The following is a 23,591-nucleotide window of genomic DNA, read 5'->3' on the forward strand; positions in this document are numbered from 1 at the left end:
ATCTCTTGAAGGCAATCGAGATCAACCCTGCATGAGACCTCAAGCGATAGCACCTTGGCTTCACGCTGTCTGGGATAGCCTGGATTTCCATTCCTTTCCTAATGCGATGCTGTTGCATGGTCAATCAGGAATGGGCAAGTTTGAATTCGCTATCTCGCTATCAAAAGCGCTTCTATGCGAATCTCCAGATTCTCAGAATAGGCCCTGCAATCAATGTGAGGCCTGTCATTGGTTTGATTCTGGCAATCACCCTGATTTCATTGCGCTTACCCCAGAAACGCATCGTAAATATTTACCTCAAGGTAATTTTGATATCGATTCTGAGCCTTCCAAAAAAACTAAATCAACCCGCGATGATGATGGTGACGCAACAGAAAAAAAGGAAAAGAAGAATATCTCCATTGAAGAGACTCGTAGCGCCATAGAAAGTTTATCCATTGGTTCTCATCGAGGTGGAAATCGTGTCATCCTAATTTATCCACTAGAAATGCTAAGGCCTGATTCTGCAAACACTTTATTGAAGTCACTAGAAGAGCCTCCCGCAAATACTATTTTTATTTTGCTCGCTGATCGACTTGATCGAGTGCTTCCCACCATTCGTTCACGTTGCAGGTTGGTTGCCGCTCCAAGACCCGAGAGGGCTTTGGGTTTGGCTTGGATACGAGAGCAATTATTGCGTATCTCTCAATTTAGAATGAGTGATTCTGATATTGAATCTATTTACGATGAGCAGGGTGGTGCGCCTTATGCAGTATTGGAGTCCCTCATTGCGCGTCACAATAAAGATGAAAAGGATGAGTTAAGCATTTCAATCCAAGCAGCGCGCTACTTGCTGGAATCATTGTCTCAAGGACATAGAATGAACTGGCTTGATGCTGCTGAAAAAATACAGAAGGCGCGATTCGCGGTCCTGCTTGCAACTATGCAACGCTGGGTATCTGATTTGCAAACAGTCACTCAGCAGGCTCAGCCACGCTACTATCCCAACCATGCGACCACCTTGTCTAAATTGGCTCAACAAGCCAGGCCTCTTAAATTGTTTAAATTCTGGAAATCGCTTATACAAATGCGCAGGAATGAAAACCACCCACTCGCCATTCGCATACAACTTGAATCCTTACTTTCCCAATATCAGCAAGTTTTCGAGGATTAAAATAGTCAGTTATGTTCATTGACTCCCATTGCCACCTTGATTTCCCTGAATACCAATCTCGATTGCCAGAGGTTTTGGCCAATATGGTGACCGCTAAAGTCACTCATGCACTCTGTGTCTCTGTAGATTTACCTGACTTTCCTAATGTGTTGAAATTAGCCCAAGAACATCCTCATCTATATGCCTCTGTGGGCGTGCACCCTGATTACGAAGATACGCCAGAACCAACTGTAGATTTTTTAGTTAGCGCTGCCAAAGACCCCAAAATCATTGCAATCGGGGAAACGGGCTTGGACTACTATCGAATGGGTGACAGAAACTATGAATCCATGGAATGGCAGCGAGATCGCTTCCGCACCCATATACGTGCCGCCTTGGCATCCAAGAAGCCCCTCATCATTCACACGCGTTCGGCTTCCGATGACACGCTCAGAATTCTGAAGGAAGAGGGCGCGGATCAAATAGGCGGGGTCATGCATTGTTTCACCGAGAGCCTAGAGGTAGCTCGTGCAGCTATTGATCTAGGTTTCTACATTTCCTTTTCAGGTATCGTGACCTTTAAAAGCGCCAGAGAACTTCAGGAGACCTGTAAGGCCATCCCCTTAGATCGAATGTTGATTGAGACTGATTCCCCGTATTTAGCCCCAATTCCTTATCGCGGTAAGACAAATGAACCAGCCTGGGTATCTAAAGTAGGTGAATTTATTGCCAATCTAAGGGGGGAGTCTCTTGATCTGGTGGGTGCCCAAACTAGTAAGAATTTTTTTGAATGTTTTCAAATAGATAGGTCAATATTGTGAGAACTTACAATAAATATTTAATGGTCTTTTTTACCGCCAGCATTTGTCTTAATGGCGCATCTTATGCACAAACAGCGAGCGAGATTGCTGACTTTACTAAAGCTGCAAAATTTGATGACATATCCGAGGTGAAATCACTGGTGGCCAAGGGTATTAGCCCCAACACCCTGGATCCAAAAGGCAATCCAATGCTAATTGTTGCTATTAACGATAAATCATACAAAGTGATTGATTTCCTTCTGAGCAATAATACAATCGATGTCGATTTACAGAATAAAAATGGGGAAACTCCGCTCATGATTGCCTCTATTAATGGCGATCTTGGGGTGGTTAAAACCCTGATTCTTCAGAAAAAGGCGAATATTAACCCAGTCGGCTGGACACCATTACATTACGCTGCAACCAGAGGCAATCTAGCAGTTGCTCAATTTCTAATTGCTAATGGCGCAGTTGTAAATGCACTAAGTCCTAGCCATACAACGCCATTAATGATGGCAGTTCAATCAGGCAATGAAGTCCTTGTTAAGTTGCTTTTGGATAACGGCGCTGATTTAAAGATTCGTAATACAGCCGGATTTTCCGCAATCGACGTTGCTGACTTATTTGATAAAACAGATATCAAGATTGGTTTAATGTCACGCTGGCAAAAGCTCTATAAGGAGCCATATCCAGGCGGCCCAAAATCATCCAAGTGATAAATATACTTTATATATCTGCGTATAATCATTATTATGTCAAATAAGATATTGAATCTATAAAGCTACGAATAAACATCTATGCAATCAAGCTTCTCGATACTCAATTTCATAAACATCTTTGCTGACCTCCCCAGCTTTACAACTCTTTTCCGTGAAATAAGTGCTGACATGGGAAGTACCGATATCTGGGGAATCGTCATACTTGCTTGCTTAATGTTGACCCTCCATGGTGTTGCCGTACTGGCAATTGCAGCCGCTTTTCATGAGCTTGATCAACGATTAAAAAATAAACGCGTTTATGGGGCTAATTTTTTATCTTATTTTTTTGCCATTTTGCTGATTATTGGAACGCACCTGCTTGAAATCATAGGATGGTCTTATGTCTGTGTTGCACTTAAGGTATTCCCAACCAACCCACAAACCTTTTATTTTGCTGGTGAAATGTATACAACTGTTGGGTATGGTGATTGGAACCTTGCCGAGAAATGGAAAATTTTACCAATCATTATTTCATTCTCTGGGATCTTTGCGGTATCCATGTCTGGCGCTGCAATGTACTCAATGATGGGCGCATTGATCAACCGACCTTCAAGCAAAAATAATCCATCCGCCTAAAATAAATAAGCCCCGAGATAAATCGGGGCTTATTTGAACTGCATTGCGTTATTTCTTTTTAACTGGCGGCAAATCAGTACAGTGACCATGGGCGGCCTCTGCTGCTAAGCCAACAGACTCGCCTAGCGTTGGATGAGGGTGAATGGTTTTACCAATATCAACCGCATCTGCACCCATTTCAATAGCAAGACAAACCTCGCCTATGAGATCGCCAGCATGTGTACCCACAATGCCGCCGCCAATGATGCGATGTGTATTGGCATCAAAAAGCAGCTTAGTAAACCCTTCATCCCTGCCGTTAGCTATTGCTCTACCGCTAGCAGCCCAGGGAAATAGACCCTTCTCATAGGCAATTCCTTGGGCTTTACACTGTTCTTCTGTTAATCCAGCCCATGCAACTTCGGGATCTGTATAGGCAACGGATGGAATTTGTTTGGCATCGAAATAGGATTTATGCCCTGCTGCTGCTTCTGCCGCTACATGGCCCTCATGAACCGCCTTATGCGCCAGCATTGGCTGACCAACAATATCGCCTATGGCATAAATTGTCTCAACGTTTGTTCGCATTTGCTTATCAACAGGAATAAAGCCGCGATCGTCAACTAGAACACCTGCAGCAGTGGCATCTATCTTCTTCCCATTTGGTGTGCGCCCTACTGCCACCAACACTAAATCATAGGTCTGAGCTTCTGCAGGGGCATTTTCACCTTCAAAACTGACTTGAATTCCATCAGACTTAATCTCCGCTTTGGTTGCGCGAGTCTTAAGCATGATTTTCTCAAAACGACCAGCATTAAATTTTTCCCAGACTCGCTCTAAATCCCGATCAGCTCCGGCCATTAGACCATCCATCATTTCAGCAATATCAATCTTTGACCCTAGGGTGCTGTAGACGGTTGCCATCTCAAGGCCAATGATGCCACCACCAATGACTAGCATCCGCTTTGGGATGCTCTTTAGTAACAATGCACCGGTGCTGTCAACAATACGCGGATCATCGGGAAGAAACGGCAACTTCACAGGCTGACTTCCGGCAGCAATGATTGCTTTCTGAAAACGAATCACTTCTTTCTGATCGGTAAGATCTTGGCCATCGCCCGAGGTAAGGTGAACTTCTACATGGTGCGCATCAAGAAAACGACCCAAGCCACGAACAACCTTCACTTTTCGCGCTTTTGCCATACCGGCCAAGCCACCTGTGAGCTTGGCAATCACAGAATTTTTATATCCGCGTAATTGATCAATATCAATAGTAGGTGCACCAAAAGAAATACCATGCTTTTCCATGGTCTTTACTTCATCCATGACTGAGGTGGTGTGCAATAAGGCTTTGGAAGGAATGCAGCCAACATTCAGGCAAACGCCGCCTAAGGTTGCATAGCGTTCAACCAATATGGTATTCACCCCCAAATCAGCACTGCGAAATGCAGCACTGTAACCCCCGGGGCCGGCACCAAGAACGAGCATCTCGCACTCGTGGTCAACTTTACCTTGGTAACTTCCTGCCACTGGTGAAGGGATAGGGGCAACAATGGATTGAGTAACTTGGGTAGCAGGGGTAGGTACTGGAGCGGGCTTAGCTTCAGATGCAATCGCGGAGTTCATTTCTAGCTCGGCTATAGCCATTCCTTTGCTAACCTTATCGCCTACCTTGATAGATATGGCGGTAATGGTTCCAGCAGCATCGGCTGGAACCTCCATGGTTGCCTTATCAGACTCCAGAACAAGCAAAGGCTGTTCTTTTTCAATGGTATCGCCAACTTTTACTAAAACTTCAATAACCGGTACATCTGCATAATCACCAATATCTGGCACAAGGATTATCTGCTTAGACATAAATTCTCCTTACAGACTTGCGCGACGGAAGTCGGACAAGAGTTGTGCAATATAGACATTAAAGCGAGTTGCAAGCGCGCCATCAATCACGCGATGATCAGCTGTTAATGAGAGAGGGCAAATCAAGCGTGGGACAAATTGCTTCCCATCCCATATTGGCTTCATCGCTGCTTTACTCACTCCAAGGATAGCCACTTCAGGCGCGTTAACAATCGGAGCGAAATAAGTGCCCCCTATTCCGCCTAATGAAGAAATCGTAAAGCTAGCGCCTTGCATTTGATCTGGCTTGAGCTTGCCATCACGAGCCAGTGCCGCAAGTTCAGAGGTTTCTTTTACCAGTTCAAAGATTCCCTTTTTATCTACATCACGAATGACTGGAACCACTAGACCACTTGGTGTATCTGCAGCAAAACCGATGTTGAAATACTTTTTAAGCACCAAATCATCGCCATCTAATGAGCTATTGAATTCAGGATATTTCTTTAGAGCAGCTACCGCAGCTTTCATAATGAAGGCGAGCATGGTAATCTTAATGCCCTGCTTTTCATTTTCTTTATTGGTAAGAACGCGAAAGGTTTCTAAATCAGTGATGTCAGCATCTTCATGATAAGTAACGGCGGGAATCATGACCCAGTTACGACCCAAATTGGCAGCAGTCAGTTTTTTAATGCGATTGAGGGGTAGGCGCTCAACTTCACCAAATTTGGTGAAATCAACTTTAGGCCAGGGAATAAGATTTAATCCCCCTAAGCTTCCGCCAGATGCTGCGCCATTAGTAGCGCCGCCAGAACTCATTGCTGTCTTCACAAATGCTTGAACGTCATCTTGTGTAATGCGATTTTTAGGCCCAGTTCCCTTAACTTGTGAAATAGTTACACCAAGCTCTCTTGCAAATTTACGGACAGATGGGCTGGCATGACTAACACCATCATCAACAGGCGGAGGTGTGTTGGTAACTGGGGGTGGTGGAGCCATTTTGATTGGCAGCTCAGCTGGTGGCGTTTGCTTTGGCTCCGGTGCTGGGGCTGGAGCTGATACGGCAGATTGTTTTGAAGATGGTTCTGCACTAGCGGCAACTTCACCCTGTTCCAATAAAATGACTACAGAGCCTTCCGAAAGAGAGTCCCCTACTTTAACTTTGACTTCTTTTACTTTGCCCGAATGACTTGAAGGTACATCCATTGTTGCCTTATCAGACTCCAACACAACAATAGATTGCTCTTTTTCAACTTGGTCACCCGCCTTAACTAATACCTCGATGACGGGCACGTCCTTATAGTCCCCAATGTCAGGAACTTTGATTTCAATTGTTTGGCTCATTATTAGGCTCTCTTATCAAACCGTCATTGGGTTTGGTTTACTTGTATCAATGCCGTACTTTTTAATGGCATCAGCTAACTTCTGACGATCAATTTGCCCTGAATCTACCAACGATCTCAAAGCGGTCAAAACTATCCAATGACGATCTACCTCAAAGAAGTCACGTAACTTCTCGCGCGTATCAGAACGTCCAAAGCCATCGGTACCCAAGACTTCATAGCGACGTCCGAGATGTTGGATTGCTGGGCGAATCTGTTCTGCAAATAAACGTACGTAATCCGTTGCTGCAATGACAGGGCCTGTAGTAGTTCCCAAACACTTTTCTACATGAGACAAACTTGGCTCAGATGTTGGGTTCAAAAGATTATTGCGATGAACCGCATTCCAGTCTCGACCAAGCTCTGTAAAGCTTGGGCAACCCCATAGATCTGAAGAGACTCCCCAGTCTTTATTTAAAATATCAGCAGCTTCAATAACCTCACGGAAGATCGTGCCAGAACCCAAAAGTTGAACTCGGAGTTTTGAATTCGAATCTCCAACTGAGTTCAACTTATACATACCTTTAATAATGTCGTGCTCAGCACCCTTTGGCATTGCTGGATGTGAGTAGTTTTCATTCATTAAAGTAATGTAGTAATAAACGTCTTCTTGCTCCTGTAGCATGCGTCGCATACCATCTTGAATTACTACAGCAACCTCAAAAGAAAAAGTTGGGTCATAGCTGATGCAATTTGGCACAGCCGAACTCCATACTTGACTGTGTCCGTCTTCGTGTTGAAGTCCTTCACCATTGAGGGTGGTTCTGCCTGCAGTACCGCCTAGCAAAAATCCACGGCTACGCATATCGCCAGCAGCCCAAGCTAAATCACCAATACGTTGGAAACCAAACATTGAATAGAAAATATAAAACGGCAACATAGGAACGCCATGCGTTGAATACGCTGTGGCAGCAGCAATCCAGTCGCACATACCGCCCGCTTCATTAATGCCCTCTTGAAGAATCTGACCGTGCTTATCTTCCTTATAGAACATCAGTTGATCATGATCTTCTGGTGTGTAAAGTTGCCCTAATTGGTTCCATATTCCTAGCTGCCTAAACATACCCTCCATACCAAAGGTACGTGATTCATCGGGCACGATTGGGACCACTCGTTTGCCCAATACTTTGTCACGCACGATAGTGTTGAGCATGCGTACAAAAGCCATCGTTGTGGAAATCTCGCGGCCCTCGGTAGTGGCCTCTAATAGCGGAGCAAACACATCTAATGCAGGAACAGGAAGACTTTCAGCCTTCATGCGGCGCTGTGGAAGATAACCGCCCAGTTCTTGACGACGGGCTTTCATATACTCAAGTTCAGGACTACCCTGAGCAAAGTTAACCAAGGGCATTTCTTCTAACTGATCATCTTTAACCGGGATTTCAAAGCGGTCACGGAAACGTCTGACATCGTCCGCATTCATTTTTTTAGCCTGGTGAGCAATATTCATTGCCTCTCCAGACCCGCCCATGCCATAACCTTTAATAGTGTGCGCCAGGATGACTGAAGGTTGATTTTTGTGGTGTGTAGCAGCGTGGAAAGCAGCGTAGACCTTGTGCGGATCATGGCCACCACGATTTAGTTGCCAGATTTCGTCATCACTCCAGTCACTGACCAAAGCCTTGAGCTCAGGAGTATTGAATACAAGCTCTCGAACGTAGGCACCATTCTTTGCCTTCATGGTTTGGTATTCGCCGTCGACAATTTCGCCGAGGCGTTGCATCAAAATGCCCTTCTTATCGCGAGCAAATAATGCATCCCACTGGCCGCCCCAAACTACCTTAATAACATTCCATCCAGCCCCGCGAAATTCACTCTCGAGCTCTTGAATAATTTTTCCATTGCCGCGTACCGGGCCATCTAGTCTTTGCAAATTACAGTTGATAACAAAAATAAGGTTATCTAGCTTTTCACGACCCGCCATCCCGATCGCGCCAAGTGATTCAGGCTCATCGGTTTCACCATCACCCAAAAAGGCCCAAACTTTGCGATCGCCGGCATTGATAAACCCACGGTCTTCCATATAGCGCATAAAACGAGCTTGATAAATAGCCATGATCGGCCCAAGGCCCATAGAGACTGTGGGGAACTGCCAAAAATCTGGCATTAGCCAAGGATGCGGATAGCTTGAAACCCCTTTACCACCAACTTCTTGACGGAAATTATTTAATTGCTCTTCAGCTAACCGGCCGAGCATAAACGCGCGCGCGTAAACGCCGGGAGCAGAATGGCCTTGAACGAATATAAGATCACCCCCATGATCTGGTGATGGAGCATGCCAAAAATGGTTGAAGCCAACATCGTATAAAGTGGCCGCAGATTGAAACGAGGAAATATGACCACCAACGTTTGTATCTTTGTTCGCGCGAAGAACCATCGCCATTGCATTCCAGCGTGTGTAGGATCGTATGCGATGCTCTACATTTTGATCTCCAGGTAGGCGCGCCTGCTGCTCTACTGGGATGGTGTTGATATAAGGGGTTTCGGCGTGAAATGGCTGATTAACACCATTGATGCGTGCATGCGAGATTTGTTGATCGATTAAATAAGCAGCGCGCTCCACTCCCTCATTGCGAATAACGCCATCCAAGGCTTGTAACCACTCCTGCGTTTCGCCTGGGTCAGAATCTGAACCGTGATTTTTGCCTAAAATTTGCTCTGGAACTGCTGCCATAACTGCCTCCATGGTTTACTTATATGGTTATTCAGTAATTTATATTGATGATTCTATAAAGGTAAATTGGTGTTAACAAGAAATTTTCCACATAATGATAATATTTTTCATTATGTGGAATTATGTTGCGCTGCAATCTGCTATCAGCAGTCGAAATTACATGATTAATGGCTCAATAAGGCAAAATCAATAAATAAAAATGAAATTAATAGCCGTATCAATCAAGAAATTGGGCCCATTTAAGTGGCTCCGAAAAATTCGGGGGTTCAAACTCGTCTACACCCCATTAATCGCAATTATTCTTTTTACTGCCGTGATGGGCATTATTTTGGGGACATTGCAATTACAAGAAAGAAGTCAGCAAGAATCTGCCCTATTTAGAGAATTGTCTTTTGCCAAACAGCGCATTCAACTCCGATTTGCAAACAACACTGAAACTCTGATCTCGATTGCGCGTGAAAGTGCAAAAAATGATGAGTCAGAAAAATTAAAAAAAGAGACCTTTGTTCAAGTTGAAAGTTTTCTAAATTCAAACCATGAAATTATTCAAGTCATTTGGCTGAACGAAAACAAAGTTCGCCAATGGTCTCTGCCGCACTCTAGCGGTAAAAATGAGTTGCTGAACCAACTTGGTAGCGCGCCAACCATTACTCAAGAATTAAATAAGGCAATCGACTTAAGTAAAGCAACAAATCGTCCAGCATATAGTCAATTTATATTTTTGAGCCACCCCATTGATGGGGTGAATTCAAGAGAAAGGAATAATGTATTTTGGCAAGCCATTCCCGCCTCTTTGGCAGGCGAGAGTGCAGGCACCTTGGCTGTACTGTATTCAGCTCAAGGACTGCTTGATGTCATACCTGCTGAACTTAAATCCCTATATCGCTTTACTTTACTTGCCGACAATGAAAAAGTAATTGCTATCTCATCAGATAAAAATACCCCTAAAAGAGCGTTAAGTAATCAGACTAATTTAGATATGGGAGTATTGAGCCCCAATTTAACTTTACGCATTGATACATATCCCCCTCCTACCAATCTGACCTTTAGAATGTTAATTGGGGTTGTGCTTGGGTTGAGCGCTTTTGTCATTTGGAGCTTATGGTCTGTATTGAAACAAATGCAAGTCAGGCAAAAAGTGGAGGCTGATTTACGAAGTGAGACTAATTTTCGCAATGCAATGGAAAATTCAACTCCTGTTGGAATTCGTGCGCACGATATGGAAAAAAATATTACCTATGTCAATCGTGCCTTTTGCGAAATGACTGGTTGGCGACATGAGGAGCTGATTGGTCTAAAACCTCCTTTTCCATTTTGGCCCCAGGATCGCCTTACTCAAATTACGGATAACTGGAACCGTGCGCTGCAATCTAATTTGGGGCTACAGGGGAAAAGAGGCATAGAAGGGATCATTCTTAGAAAAGATGGTGCACAGATTCAAACGCGTACCTTTGTTGCGCCTTTGATTGATGAAAAAGGCATTCAAACAGGTTGGGTAACTTCGTTGATTGATATCTCGGAGCCTAAAAAGATTCGAGAGGAATTGGCCGCATCACAAGATCGTTTCGTTACTGTTTTAGAAGGCCTGGAAGCGGCCGTTTCAGTGGTTTCAATTGATACTGGCGAGCTTCTATTTGCCAATCGCTTTTATCGTGAGCGCTTTGGAGACAATTCAAAGGGACATTTTGATCTAGCTGGTGGTGAGGTTGTACATAACACCATGAGTCAGATAGCAGAAGATTCAAATGATGCCAACCCCGGTATTCCACCCTCCTCTCTTTACCAAGAATCAGAATCTGAAGAGATCCTAATTAGTGAGCCCACAAGAAAATGGTATGAAGTGCGCAGGCGATTTGTTCCCTGGGTTGATGGACATATGGCTCAATTACTCATTGCTACAGACATTACCATTCGCAAAGATGCGGATGAATTATCAAGGCAGCAGGAAGAAAAAATGCAATTCACAAGTCGTCTCACTACTATGGGTGAAATGGCATCTTCTTTGGCGCATGAATTAAATCAACCCCTATCCGCGATCTCCAACTATTGCATGGGAGTTTCCAAACGACTAAAAGGTCAAATTGATCCAGACCTCAATAATGAAATACAGCCCGCTTTGGAGAAAGCTTCTGCGCAAGCACTCAGGGCAGGCACTATTATTCAAAGAATTAGGGGTTTTGTAAAAAGAAGTGAGCCGCAACGCAAATCTTGCAATATTGGAGAAATCATCAACGACGCGGTAGGTTTGGTCGAAATCGAGGCACATCGCCATCGACTCAGCATTGCGTCTTCCATAGAAGACAATCTTCCTGATGTTGACCTGGATCCAGTACTTATTTTGCAGGTGTTGGTAAATCTACTTAAAAATGGTTTGGATAGCATGCGGGAGGCTTACCCATTGTCTTCTCGCTGGTCTGCTCCTCCTGTAAAAATCTCTGCTAATTTAGATACCAGTGCATTTCCAGCCATGATTCGGATTGAGGTAACGGATTCTGGATCGGGGATCGCTGAAGCTGTGGTTGAGAGGATGTTTGAGCCGTTTTTTAGCACCAAATCAGATGGTATGGGTATGGGACTCAATATTTGCCGATCCATTATTGAGTCTCACCAGGGACGCCTCTGGGCCAAAAATATAATGGATCCAGAACATACAAAATTAAGTGGATGTACCTTTACAATACTTCTACCCTTGGAATCTCTTGATATTTCAGGAAGTGCATGATCGATTTATTAAGACTTAACTCGCGAGAATCAATATGACCTTAAGTAGCCCAGCAAAGACCACCCAGGCTGAAGTCGTTTATGTAGTCGATGATGATGAGGCGGTTCGAGATTCCCTCACTTGGTTGTTGGAGAGCAATGGCTACGTTGTGCGTTGCCACGCTAGTGCCGAACGTTTTTTGCAATCTCTTCAAAGTACCGATAAGTCCACGATCTCTTGTGCGATTTTGGATGTGCGCATGCCTGGAATGTCTGGTTTGGAACTTCAGGAGCGCTTGTTGAGCGAGAATTTTCCAATGCCTGTGGCCTTTATTACAGGTCACGGCGATGTTTCTATGGCCGTGTCTACAATGAAACGTGGCGCAGTGGATTTCATTGAAAAACCTTTTAAAGAAAATGATCTATGTGGTCTAGTAGACCGGATGCTAGCCAAGGCACGCGTTGATTACTCGCAAGCAAGCAATCGCAAAATTACCCAGAGCCTATTGAGTAAGTTAACTGGACGTGAGCGTCAAGTTCTAGAGCGTATTGTTGCTGGCCGTTTGAATAAGCAAATAGCCGATGACCTAGGTATTTCCATTAAAACTGTTGAGGCACACCGTGCAAACATTATGGAAAAGTTAAACGTAAATACCGTGGCCGATTTATTGCGACTGGCTCTCTCAGATCCACAGCCAAATTAATACTGGAGTTTTATATGCCAGCACAGTTACTGGATGGGAATGCTCTTTCTAAAAAAATTCGCGCAGAGATCGCTGCTCGTAGTGCAATAGCTACTGCTAAGGGTGTTAGGCCTGGTCTAGCGGTCATTGTGGTTGGCGACAATCCCGCCAGTCAAGTTTACGTGCGCAATAAAGTCAAAGCCTGTGAAGAGGTTGGATTTCATTCGGTTCTTGAAAGCTACTCTGCCGAGTTGGGTGAAGATGAGTTATTAGCAAGGATCGCCACCTTAAATGCAGACCCTTCGATTCATGGAATCTTGGTACAACTCCCCCTGCCAGAACATATTGCCTCAGAACGGGTACTCGAAGCAATTGCTCCATCCAAGGACGTCGATGGCTTTCATGTGGCCAATGCAGGGGCTCTCATGGTTGGACAGCCTGAATTTATACCTTGCACCCCCTATGGATGTATGAAAATTCTGGAAAGTATTGATTATCCAATCAGAGGTGCTAAAGCTGTCGTTGTCGGCGCCTCCAATATTGTTGGTAAACCAATGGCCCTGTTATTACTTCAGGCTGGTGCAACTGTGACGATTTGTAATAGCAAGACTCGCGATCTTGCACATCACACTAAAGAGGCTGATATTCTGGTTGTTGCTACCGGCAAGCCAAAGATGATTACTGGAGATATGGTAAAAACTGGCGCCGTAGTAATCGATGTTGGCATCAATCGCCTGCCAGACGGAAAACTCTGTGGCGACATTGATTTTGATACTGCTAAATACATTGCCGGCTGGATCACTCCAGTCCCTGGTGGTGTTGGGCCAATGACCATCACAATGTTGCTCATGAATACCTTAGAAGCAGCTGAAAAGGCAGCAAAGCATTAGTTAAGCCTCAGTCAAAAATGAGTGCTTTCTTGGCAAAATTATTCGCAGTCCGTTAAGCTAGAGGGATGACTAGAACATTCCCACAAACCCAGCCTTTTGAATTACCTTCCTCGTTGCAAAATAACCCGCTTCTGAGCTTTGGCCGAGGAATCCCAGCCTATTCCAATATCCAGCCAGACCATATCGCACCTGCTATAAAGTATCTTCTTAAACAAGCTCAAGAAGCCGTTGAAGTCGCCACCAATCCAGAAACAGCATCGACTTGGGAGCAATTAGTTGAACCACTAGAGGATGCATCAGAGTATTTAGGGAGATCCTGGGGGGTAATTTCTCACCTCAATAGCGTTGTTGATACACCAGCATTACGTAGTGCCTACGGAGAAATGCTGCCAGAAGTTACCGCATTCTTTTCCAGCCTTGGACAAAACTTAGGGCTCTATGAGAAGTATAAAGATTTACATAAAAGTGCTGATTTTCGAAAACTTAATGTTGCCCAGAAAAGGGTAATTGAGAACTCCCTAAGAGATTTTCGAATGGGTGGTGCCGAGCTTAGCGATTCTGAAAAAACACGCTTTGGACAAATCCAGGATGAGCAAGCCATTCTAGGAAAAGCATTTTCCGATCATGTTCTTGACGCTACAGATGCTTTTGTCCATGCAATAAGCTATCAAAGCGAGCTTGCTGGCTTACCAGAAGATGTCATCGTTGCTGCAGCTGATACCGCAAAACAGAAAGGACTGAATGGCTGGGCCTTTACCCTCCACTTCCCTTCTTACTACCCTGTCATGCAATATTCCGAGAATCGGAAATTACGTCAACTCATGTACGATGCATACGTTACTCGCGCCTCTGAATTAGCCCCACACTACGGCAATGGTAAATTAGACTGGGATAACACCAACAATATATCTGATCAATTACATCTTCGTCATGAAGAAGCCAAAATGCTTGGCTTTGAAAACTATGCTGCTTTAAGCCTAGCGCCAAAAATGGCTAAGAGTGTTGATGAAGTTGATCTTTTCCTATGTGACTTTGCAAAAAAGGCTAAACCCTTTGCAGAAAAGGACTGGCAAGAACTTTGTGAATATGCTAAATCAGAATTGCACTTAATAGATGGGCTTCAGCCTTGGGATATTGCATTTGCCTCGGAAAGATTAAAACAAGCCCGTTATGCATTCTCAGAAAATGAACTTAAGCAATACTTTCCACTACCCAAGGTGTTAGATGGATTGTTTCATGTAATCCAAACACTATTTGATGTAAAGATAGAGTCGACCAACTTACCAACTTGGCATACTGATGTGGAGTCTTTCGCTGTAAAAAATGCCACGAATGATATTGTTGCTTACTTTTATCTTGATCCCTATGCGCGTCCAGGTAAACGTGGCGGCGCCTGGATGGATGATGCTCGTGGGCGTCGGGAATTACCCAATGGAGAAATCCAAGTACCGGTCGCTTACCTAGTCTGTAACTTTGCTCCGCCAGTTAAAGTCGATGGTGTTTTACGTCAACCTACTATCACCCATGATGACGTGATTACCCTCTTCCATGAAAGTGGTCATGGTTTACATCACCTGCTTACACAAGTGGGATCCCTAGGCGTATCTGGCATCAATGGAGTTGAGTGGGATGCAGTGGAGTTACCAAGCCAATTTATGGAAAATTTCTGTTGGGAATGGGAGGTTCTAGAAAAAATCACCGCTCATATCGAGACTGGAAAACCATTACCGAGAGAGCTATTTGAAAAAATGATCTTGGCTCGAAATTTTCAAAATGGCTATATGACTTTGCGCCAGATAGTAATGTCTCTAACAGATTGGCGCTTGCATTCCAGATTGAATGATAAAAATGTGCCTGGTCAGTCTGCTCTAGAACTTTCTCGAATAATTGCGGACGAATATAACGTTGTTCCCCAAGCCGAGATCTCTCGCTGGATAAATACCTTCACTCATATATTTTCTGGTGGCTATGCCGCAGGCTACTATAGCTACAAGTGGGCTGAAGTTCTTTCTGCTGATGCATATTCAGCATTTGAGGAGGCAGCTAAATTAACTGGCACCGTCTTGGATAAAGCCACAGGATTGCGGTATAAAAAAGCAATTTTGGAAGTTGGTGGAAGTCGACCTGCTGCAGAATCATTTATGGCTTTTAGGGGTAGAGAGCCATCTATTGAGCCCCTTTTACGTCATGGGGGTCTTGCTTAACCTAGGCAGTGATTTGAGCAATTACTGGGGCGTGGTCGGATGGCTGCTCCCAGGTGCGCGGCTCTTTATCTACAGTACTTTGGATGCATTTATCCTTTAATACATCACTTAAGAGGATGTGGTCTATTCGCATGCCTGCATTGCGTCTAAAACCCATCATGCGGTAATCCCACCAGCTATAGGTTTTGGGAGGTTGATCAAAGAGTCGAAATGAATCACACAAGCCTAATTTTGTTAGACCAACAAATGCAGCTCGTTCTTGCGGTGATACTAAATTTTGACCCTCCCAAGCTTTTGGATCATGTACATCAGCATCTGTGGGGGCAATATTAAAATCACCCAACAATGCTAGTCTTGGATAGGTAATTAATTCAGCTTCAAGCCAACTTTGTAATTGCTCTAACCAATCGAGTTTATAGGCGAATTTATCGCTATCAGGTGACTGACCATTGGGAAAATAGGCGCTGATAATACGAATGGGTGACATACCTTTAAAGCAAACAGTAGCCGCCAATATTCGTTGTTGCTCATCACTAAAACCAGGAATATTACGTACCGGCTTCAAGAAAGCAGTTTCCAGATCGGATGACATTGATGCTAAGGAGGCCTTGCGTAAGATGATGGCCACCCCGTTGTACGTCTTTTGCCCAGCGGCTAGACTGTAATAACCCGCCTCTTCTAGTGCTTGATGAGGGTATTTGTCATCAGTCAACTTTAATTCCTGCAGGCAAAGCGCATCGATTGGCTTATTTGCTTTTTCTTGCTCTTGTAACCAGCGCAGCACTTGAGGCAGTCTTACCTTAAGCGAATTCACATTCCAAGCAGCAATACGTACCGACGCCTCAGTCATCGATACCCAATTCTTGCAATTTACGTGTAATGGTATTGCGCCCGATACCCAAGCGCTGTGCAGCCTCAACACGTCGTCCGCGGGTTACCTCCAAGGCAGCCTGTAAAACGGCTTTTTCAAAACGAGAACATAAGGCATCATAAACATTGGTTTCACCATCTTCGAGCATTTTGACTGCAAGTCGGCCCAAGCCACCTTCCCAGTCTTGTGTGTTTGGACGGGTTGCAATTGAGCCATTATTTAAAGGGTCTCCTTGAGTAAGGAATGGTTGCGCAGCAGAATCAGAAGCGATATTGCCAGGCAAATCTCCAATACCAATCAGGTTGGATGGAGACATTACCGTTAACCAATGGCACAAATTTTCTAGTTGGCGTACATTGCCAGTAAATGGCATGCCCCTAATTTCTTTCAATACCTCGTCAGAAAGCTTTTTGGGCTCAACACCTAAGGATTTGGCGCAACTCAACATGAAATGTCTTGCCAATACAGGAATATCCTCAGAGCGCTCTCTTAACGGTGGCATACGTAGACGAATTAAATTTAAACGATGCAGTAAATCTTCCCGGAATAAGCCCGCAGCAACACGTGCCTCTAAATTCTGATGTGTGGATGCAATGATCCGAACATTGGCCTTAATGGGGTCCTGGCAACCAATACGATAAAAATGGCCATCAGTTAATGCCCTCAAAAGACGGGTTTGCAGCTCAAAGGGCATATCGCTAATTTCATCTAAAAATAAGGTGCCGCCATCAGCCTTCTCAAAACGCCCTCTTCTTAACGTGAGCGCACCAGGAAATGCACCGCGCTCATGGCCAAATAATTCAGATTCCAACAACTCTTTTGGTACTGCAGCAGTGCTAAAAGAAATAAATGGCCCCTTTGCTCTGGGACTATGCTTGTGAAGCGCCTGAGCAACCAACTCTTTACCAGTACCTGATTCACCGGTAATCAGTACGGTTGCATGTGATTGTGCCAGGCGCCCTATTGCACGGAATATTTCCTGCATCGCTGGTGATTGCCCAATAATCTCAGTAGATTCTTGCCTCCAAGCAGTGAGCTCCTTAGCATTTCCTTGAGCGCTTGAACTAAATTCAACAGCACGTCTAATGAGCTCAATTGCTTTATCAATATCGAATGGCTTGGTAATATATTCAAAGGCCCCACCTTGAAACGACGATACGGCTGAATCTAAATCTGAATAGGCAGTCATGATAATGACTGGAATCTGAGGGTGACTAGCGTTAATGGTTTGCAGCAGATCCAGGCCATTGCCACGAGGCATCCTGATATCGGATATCAATACCTGAGGAACCTCCTTTTCCAAGGCATTCAATACATCGTTTGGACTAGAAAAGCTTCGATGGGGAATATTTTCCCTCTCGAGCGCCTTTTCCAATACCCAACGTATTGACTTATCGTCGTCCACAATCCAAATTGGTTTCATGCTATCTTCTCCACCTTACGATATGGGATTTGTATATGAAAATCGGTACAACCGGGTCTGCTTTCACAGCTAATGAAGCCCTGGTGTTGTTGAATAAAAGTCTGGGCTAGGGTCAGGCCAAGCCCACTGCCACCCTCCCGTCCAGAAACCAGAGGAAAAAAGATTCGCTCTCTGATGTCTTCCGGAATGCCGGGGCCGTTATCGATAATATGCAAATCTATAGCTAGCTTGTAGCGCTGCTTGGAAATTGTTACCGAGCGTGCAACTCGGGTTTTGAATTCAATTCTGGCGATGCCCGTTCTGATTTCTTCTGATAAGGCTTGTGCTGCATTGTGTGCAATATTGAGTACCGCCTGAATCAGTTGCTCCCTATCACCCAAGATGTCCGGAAAACTTGTATCGTAATTACGATCGATCGTCAGGCCTTTGGGAAACTCGGCCAAAACCAAGCTACGCACCCGTTCCAAAGCTTCGTGAATATTGAACATTTGCATTACATGCGCCTTACGATGTGGCGCCAGTAGTCGATCGACTAAGTTTTGCAAACGATCAGATTCTTTAATGATCACTTGAGTGTATTCACGCAAACCCTTTTCTTCCAATTCAAACTCAAGAAGTTGGGCTGCACCACGTATACCACCCAAGGGATTTTTAATCTCATGCGCTAAATTGCGCATTAATTGCTTGTTTGCCTCCACTTGCTGTGTAACGCGTTCATCTCTCTCACTACGCAATTGTTGATCAATTGGGAACCACTCCATCAATATTAAGCTCGGATCATCTAAAGCATTAATAACAACATGTGCCGGTCCAGATTCATGATGAATACTGCCTGGTAACGAATGTAAGGAAATTTCTTGACGCTGCAGTAGCGATGGACTCATCATCACTTCATTGATCATATGATTAAGTACTGCGTTATCTTCAAACACAGTACCTATAGTTTGACCCTCAAGGGATTTGCGTGAAATCTCTAAAGCAGATTCTGCCGCAGGATTAACATAGATCACTTGACGACTTTCGGCCTCGAAAATCAAAACCGCATTGGGCAGCTGATCCAGAAATATCGGAAAAAAAGGAGCAGCCGAAGCTGCTCCCCTGAGCGAACTGCGCAACATGCTCGCGCTCAAATTCACACCCTTGCTTATAGAGAGTAGTACATATCAAATTCAACTGGATGAGTGGTCATACGGAAACGTGTGACATCTTCCATCTTCAATGCAATATACGCATCAATCATTGAATCTGTAAATACACCACCACGGGTCAAGAACTCGCGATCTTTATCCAAGGCCTCTAAAGCTTGATCCAAACTATGGCAAACAGTTGGGATCTTTGCATCTTCTTCTGGTGGTAAGTCATACAAATTCTTATCCGCAGCTTCGCCAGGGTGAATTTTGTTTTGAACACCATCTAAACCAGCCATTAATAGCGCAGCAAAGCACAAGTATGGATTAGCCAATGGATCTGGGAAACGAGTTTCAATACGACGACCCTTGGGGCTAGAAACGTGAGGAATACGAATTGAAGCCGAACGATTGCGTGCGGAGTAAGCTAACTTCACCGGTGCCTCAAAACCTGGAACTAAACGCTTGTAAGAGTTTGTGCCTGGATTGGTGATGGCGTTCAGTGCTTTTGCATGCTTGATGATGCCGCCAATGTAATAGAGAGCAAATTCTGATAGGCCTGCATAGCCGTTACCTGCAAACAAGTTCTCACCGTTCTTCCACACAGATTGGTGAACGTGCATACCGGAGCCGTTATCACCTACGATTGGCTTAGGCATAAATGTCGCGGTTTTGCCATAAGCATGCGCAACGTTCTGGATCACATATTTTTGCCAAATGGTCCAGTCAGCACGCTCAACTAGCGTGCTAAATTTAGTACCCAATTCATTCTGACCTTGACCAGCAACTTCATGGTGATGCACTTCAACTGGAATGCCCAATGATTCAAGAATCAAACACATTTCAGAGCGCATGTCTTGGAATGTATCAACGGGAGCAACTGGGAAATAACCACCCTTTTTACCAGGACGATGACCAGTATTGCCACCTTCAATTTCGGCAGCGGAAGACCATGGAGCCTCTTCGGAATCAACCTTAACAAAGCAACCCTGCATATCAGCACCCCAACGGACGCCATCAAAAATAAAGAATTCAGGCTCTGGACCAAAATAAGCAGCATCACCTAGACCGGTACTTTTGAGATAGTTCTCAGCACGTTTTGCAATAGAACGTGGGTCGCGATCGTAACCCTTACCATCGGATGGCTCGATAACATCACATGTAATTACAAGGGTTGGCTCTTCATAGAATGGGTCGATATAGCAAGCAGTTGGATCAGGCATCAAAAGCATATCGGAGGCTTCAATGCCCTTCCATCCAGCGATAGAAGAACCGTCAAATGCATGACCGCTTTCAAACTTATCTTCGTCAAACGCGGAAATAGGTACTGTAGTGTGTTGCTCTTTACCCTTTGTATCTACAAAGCGAAAATCAACAAAAGTACATTCTTTTTCTTTAACTAACTTCATTACATCAGCGACGGTTTTCGTCATGCACATCTCCTCTGTTAACTAAATTTGGAATTCAAAAGCAAGGTAATCACTCTCGTTTATTCCAGGCATTCAACATGCCAAATCTATGTTACTAATTTACTGAAATAAACCAACTGAAATTCTATTATTGCACTATATAAGTGCTTAATATTTGAATTTTGATAGCTAAAATCAATATAAGCACTAAATTAGTGCAAATTACTATTCAATATCATGAATTTCATAGCCCAAAGCTTGGGTGCCATCCCTAAGGGCATTCCACGCGCTTGGGATCAGGTTTTCTTCACCTTTGATACCGAGTTCAATATGTCGTTGAGCGTATACCCCGTGTTTAGAAGAATCACCGACCGAAGGTAGGCTAAATACCTTAATACCCGGATAATTGGTCTCAATTCGCTCCATGAGGGGCGTAAGGGTTGACTCAATGCCTTCGGGAACAATAAAGCTTTTTTCTACCCAGCTTACTTGATGAAATAAATCCTTGTAATAGGTATCGAGACACCAGGACATCATCGGAGCCGCCATCACAGGGAATCCTGGTAAAAAGTAGTGCTCCCGAATACTAAATCCAGGGATCTGATTGTATGGATTGGGGATGATATCGCTACCCCGGGGGAACTCCCCCATTTTGAATCGATGCTGATTTTCAGGAGTAGAAAGATCCGCTTTTATGGGATCGCCTTCAGCCATAGATTGGATACGCCCTGCAATTAATTCTTGAGCGCTTGGATGCAATTCAGTCTTTGTCCCCAAAGCCAAAGCAGCGCATTGACGTGTGTGATCATCTGGAGTGGCCCCAATGCCACCCGTACTAAAAACCACATCACCACTTAAGAAACTATCCTTAAGTGATTTTGTAATTTGCTCAGGATCATCTGCAAGGTATTTTGCCCAAGATAAATTTAATCCCCGCTCACTTAAAAGTTCGATTAATTTACTGAGATGTTTATCTTGACGACGGCCAGATAAAATTTCATCGCCGATCACAAATAGTCCAAAGCGTCTCGAAGGCTTGACTGCTTTATCGACCATCACTTTTTTAATTCCATCATTCATTATTTTCAAAGCTCCGCATCAATAACTCCAATATTAGCTCTCAAAGAGCGATCCAAGTTTTCATTACGCATTTCTTTGAGGCTATCTAATAGGAAGTGCGCAAACCAAAGCGCAGAAAAAACAAATATCAAAGAGTAAATCCAAAGTGCCATAAAACTAAACACTGGAAACAGGATCAAAGCGAAAGCAGACGTAGCCCAGAAGAATGTGGGAATAGCACTCAACATGCCACTAGCAACCCCAATAAAGAGCAATGGCCAACGGTATTGAAGTAGCAATAAATCTCGTTCATTCTTACTGGCATGGCTTGCGAGAACGTCATAAGACATCAATCGCATAGTGAGCCAGCCCCATAACAATGGAGGCAATACAGCGACCAAGGGTGGCAACCACCACACAGGCAAAGTCACCAAAGTAACAATAATGCAAATGCATGTAGACCAAACGGCATACAAAATACCGTGGATCAGGTTGCCGCCATGAAGATATGCAAGATCACTATATGCTGCTTGGCGCGTAATCATTCGGATAATTGAGGGGGCTGTTGTAAATGCGATAAGGACTAATAAGCTAATCGCTATCAAAGGAATTATGAGCATGACAAAAAATAAAGGGGCTATCCAGGCCCGTGCCTGATCAAATCCCGTCCAAATTAACCCTTCCTGTATCCAACCAGAAAATAGAGAATTGGTGAGAAATGCACTGAGGATCTCTAATGCGGGAGACCAACAAAGCCAGATTAAACACCCCCAAGCAATTGAAACAATAATAAAGGGTCTAAAACTGAGCCAAATTATGCGAGGACTCATCATGCCGATGAGGGCCAAGCCAAAAGATTTGATAAGTCGATTAAAACTTTTCATCACTTAGATATTTCATGATCTTTGCTATAACTAAAGACTGGGGAGTTCTTTAATTTTTGCATGGCATTACAGAGAGTCTGCCATTGCTGGAGCAGAAGATTGTCGGAAAGCTGCAGATCTTCAACCCCAGTAGGGCAAGCCTCTGTAGTAAAAATTGCTGTGCTAAAAATCATATCCCACCAGGGAAATAAAACACCAAAATTACATCCTCCGAGGACTCCCGGTTTACCAGCAGCTTCATATCCATAACCTACAGCATGATGCATTCGATGAAAGATTGGGGAGACGAGGAAATATTTGGCCCATCCCAGATCGACTCGAATATTGGCATGCTGCCAGCTTTGGATAAACTGGCTAAGAACGACCAGAAATATAAACTGACTCGGTGTGACGCCGATTAAAAGCGCAAAGAAAGCAAAAACAAGCGCACGTAAAATATCATCAAGAATGTGATTGCGATTATCTGACCAGGCCGTCATTACCCTTTGACTATGGTGCAATGCATGCAGCTGCCACCACCAATTGAAATGATGTGATGCTCGGTGATAAATATAATCAACAAAATCGAGCAGGATGAGATAGATTAAAAAGCTAATCCAAGGAACGGAGGTGATTCCAGGCCACCATCCCTCAACATTAAGTCTATCAAAGCGGAAATCATGCAAGAAAGAATCTAATTCAAAAAAGAAGCCCGATAGACATATAAATATTAAACCGTGAAATATGCCAAGACGATGAAAAAGTGTGTAGATAACATCGGATATGCTGGCCTTAGAAAATCTCGCCTGGCTTTCTGCTGGTTGTAGACGCTCCCATGTTCTGAGAACCAAAACAATCAATAAAATTTGGATACAGCCAAATAAAAACCAGTCAATGCCGTCATATACATCTTCTGCCCAGCTCATTAAGTCAAGACGATACAAAATAGGTCCAGCGAGATTGGTAAAAATAAACTCCTGAATACTTCCATAGAGTAGACCAAAAAACGAGGAGACTGTATTTAAAGTCATAAATTAGTGGGCTTCAGGGGTGCCAGTCTTTGGTAAAGTGGCAAAACAAAAGCCACGGCTTTTCAGATTCACAATGAGTGGCTCAAGCACTTCAGGAGCCCAAGGGTCCTTTCTTGACCAAATGCCTAAATGAGCCATGGTGATGTCGCCATCTTGTATTTCCCTACTTGCCTTTTCTAACAAGAGCGCATTGGGAT

18 protein-coding genes and 1 pseudogene are annotated in these 23,591 nt (G+C 44.1%); 8 read left to right on the forward strand and 11 right to left on the reverse strand.

The window, feature by feature from the left end:
* The 4 genes from BOQ04_RS08200 to BOQ04_RS08215 form a co-directional block, all read left to right on the forward strand.
* A partial coding sequence (locus BOQ04_RS08200) for a hypothetical protein (RefSeq protein ID WP_342418069.1) occupies positions 1 to 1,153 on the forward strand: 1,153 nt, incomplete at its 5' end.
* Positions 1,154 to 1,164: 11 nt separating this feature from the next.
* Positions 1,165 to 1,953, forward strand: coding sequence for a TatD family hydrolase (locus BOQ04_RS08205; protein ID WP_076024273.1), 789 nt, complete (start codon positions 1,165 to 1,167; stop codon positions 1,951 to 1,953).
* A 20-nt stretch (positions 1,954 to 1,973) separates the two neighbouring features.
* Complete coding sequence (locus BOQ04_RS08210; protein WP_076024274.1) at positions 1,974 to 2,648, forward strand: ankyrin repeat domain-containing protein; 675 nt, start codon at positions 1,974 to 1,976, stop codon at positions 2,646 to 2,648.
* Between the two features lie 81 nt (positions 2,649 to 2,729).
* Positions 2,730 to 3,266: an ion channel gene (locus tag BOQ04_RS08215; RefSeq protein ID WP_083657563.1), complete on the forward strand. Its 537-nt coding sequence runs from the start codon at positions 2,730 to 2,732 to the stop codon at positions 3,264 to 3,266.
* Between the two features lie 48 nt (positions 3,267 to 3,314).
* On the opposite strand, the gene lpdA is transcribed toward BOQ04_RS08215, so the two are convergent.
* Genes lpdA through aceE form a run of 3 tightly spaced genes read right to left on the reverse strand, consistent with a single transcriptional unit; the run spans position 3,315 to position 9,134 of the window.
* Positions 3,315 to 5,102 (reverse strand): dihydrolipoyl dehydrogenase, encoded by a 1,788-nt coding sequence (gene lpdA, locus BOQ04_RS08220; protein ID WP_076024275.1) that lies wholly within the window; start codon positions 5,100 to 5,102, stop codon positions 3,315 to 3,317.
* 9 nt (positions 5,103 to 5,111) lie between these two features.
* Positions 5,112 to 6,422, reverse strand: a complete 1,311-nt coding sequence (aceF, locus tag BOQ04_RS08225) for a dihydrolipoyllysine-residue acetyltransferase (protein ID WP_076024276.1) — start codon at positions 6,420 to 6,422, stop codon at positions 5,112 to 5,114.
* A 15-nt stretch (positions 6,423 to 6,437) separates the two neighbouring features.
* Positions 6,438 to 9,134, reverse strand: coding sequence for a pyruvate dehydrogenase (acetyl-transferring), homodimeric type (aceE, locus tag BOQ04_RS08230; protein ID WP_076024277.1), 2,697 nt, complete (start codon positions 9,132 to 9,134; stop codon positions 6,438 to 6,440).
* Between the two features lie 199 nt (positions 9,135 to 9,333).
* Between aceE and BOQ04_RS08235 the strand changes: the two genes are divergently transcribed.
* The 4 genes from BOQ04_RS08235 to BOQ04_RS08250 all read left to right on the forward strand — a co-directional run bounded on the left by BOQ04_RS08235 (position 9,334) and on the right by BOQ04_RS08250 (position 15,611).
* On the forward strand, positions 9,334 to 11,856 hold the full coding sequence (locus BOQ04_RS08235) for a PAS domain-containing sensor histidine kinase (protein ID WP_076024278.1): 2,523 nt from the start codon (positions 9,334 to 9,336) through the stop codon (positions 11,854 to 11,856).
* Between the two features lie 34 nt (positions 11,857 to 11,890).
* Positions 11,891 to 12,538: a response regulator transcription factor gene (locus BOQ04_RS08240; RefSeq protein ID WP_076024279.1), complete on the forward strand. Its 648-nt coding sequence runs from the start codon at positions 11,891 to 11,893 to the stop codon at positions 12,536 to 12,538.
* A 14-nt stretch (positions 12,539 to 12,552) separates the two neighbouring features.
* A complete protein-coding gene (folD, locus tag BOQ04_RS08245) occupies positions 12,553 to 13,407 on the forward strand; it encodes a bifunctional methylenetetrahydrofolate dehydrogenase/methenyltetrahydrofolate cyclohydrolase FolD (RefSeq protein WP_076024280.1) in 855 nt (284 codons plus the stop codon).
* A gap of 65 nt (positions 13,408 to 13,472) precedes the next feature.
* Positions 13,473 to 15,611, forward strand: a complete 2,139-nt coding sequence (locus BOQ04_RS08250; RefSeq protein ID WP_076024281.1) for a M3 family metallopeptidase — start codon at positions 13,473 to 13,475, stop codon at positions 15,609 to 15,611.
* A gap of 1 nt (position 15,612) precedes the next feature.
* Here the strand turns inward: BOQ04_RS08250 and xth are convergent, their stop codons facing one another.
* The 8 genes and pseudogenes from xth to BOQ04_RS08290 all read right to left on the reverse strand — a co-directional run.
* Entirely contained in the window at positions 15,613 to 16,461 is an 849-nt protein-coding gene (gene xth / locus BOQ04_RS08255) for an exodeoxyribonuclease III (protein ID WP_076024282.1), read from the reverse strand.
* Positions 16,454 to 17,905: a nitrogen regulation protein NR(I) gene (ntrC, locus tag BOQ04_RS08260; RefSeq protein ID WP_076024283.1), complete on the reverse strand. Its 1,452-nt coding sequence runs from the start codon at positions 17,903 to 17,905 to the stop codon at positions 16,454 to 16,456. Before ntrC ends, xth begins: the two co-directional genes overlap by 8 nt.
* Positions 17,902 to 19,023 carry a nitrogen regulation protein NR(II) gene (gene glnL / locus BOQ04_RS08265; protein WP_076024284.1) on the reverse strand — a complete coding sequence of 374 codons (1,122 nt, stop codon included), beginning with the start codon at positions 19,021 to 19,023 and terminating at the stop codon, positions 17,902 to 17,904. The genes ntrC and glnL overlap by 4 nt, the downstream gene beginning before the upstream one ends.
* A gap of 26 nt (positions 19,024 to 19,049) precedes the next feature.
* Positions 19,050 to 20,465, reverse strand: a complete 1,416-nt coding sequence (glnA, locus tag BOQ04_RS08270) for a type I glutamate--ammonia ligase (RefSeq protein WP_076024285.1) — start codon at positions 20,463 to 20,465, stop codon at positions 19,050 to 19,052.
* Positions 20,466 to 20,666: 201 nt separating this feature from the next.
* Positions 20,667 to 21,521 (reverse strand): competence/damage-inducible protein A, encoded by an 855-nt coding sequence (locus BOQ04_RS08275; RefSeq protein WP_083657564.1) that lies wholly within the window; start codon positions 21,519 to 21,521, stop codon positions 20,667 to 20,669.
* A 5-nt stretch (positions 21,522 to 21,526) separates the two neighbouring features.
* On the reverse strand, positions 21,527 to 22,384 hold the full coding sequence (locus tag BOQ04_RS08280) for an EI24 domain-containing protein (RefSeq protein WP_076024286.1): 858 nt from the start codon (positions 22,382 to 22,384) through the stop codon (positions 21,527 to 21,529).
* Positions 22,384 to 23,394, reverse strand: coding sequence for a sterol desaturase family protein (locus tag BOQ04_RS08285; protein ID WP_076024287.1), 1,011 nt, complete (start codon positions 23,392 to 23,394; stop codon positions 22,384 to 22,386). The genes BOQ04_RS08280 and BOQ04_RS08285 overlap by 1 nt, the downstream gene beginning before the upstream one ends.
* A gap of 3 nt (positions 23,395 to 23,397) precedes the next feature.
* Positions 23,398 to 23,591 (reverse strand): annotated as a pseudogene (locus tag BOQ04_RS08290) (polysaccharide deacetylase family protein); the annotation flags it as partial.

This window comes from Polynucleobacter sphagniphilus (genome assembly GCF_001953355.1).
GTDB lineage: Bacteria > Pseudomonadota > Gammaproteobacteria > Burkholderiales > Burkholderiaceae > Polynucleobacter > Polynucleobacter sphagniphilus.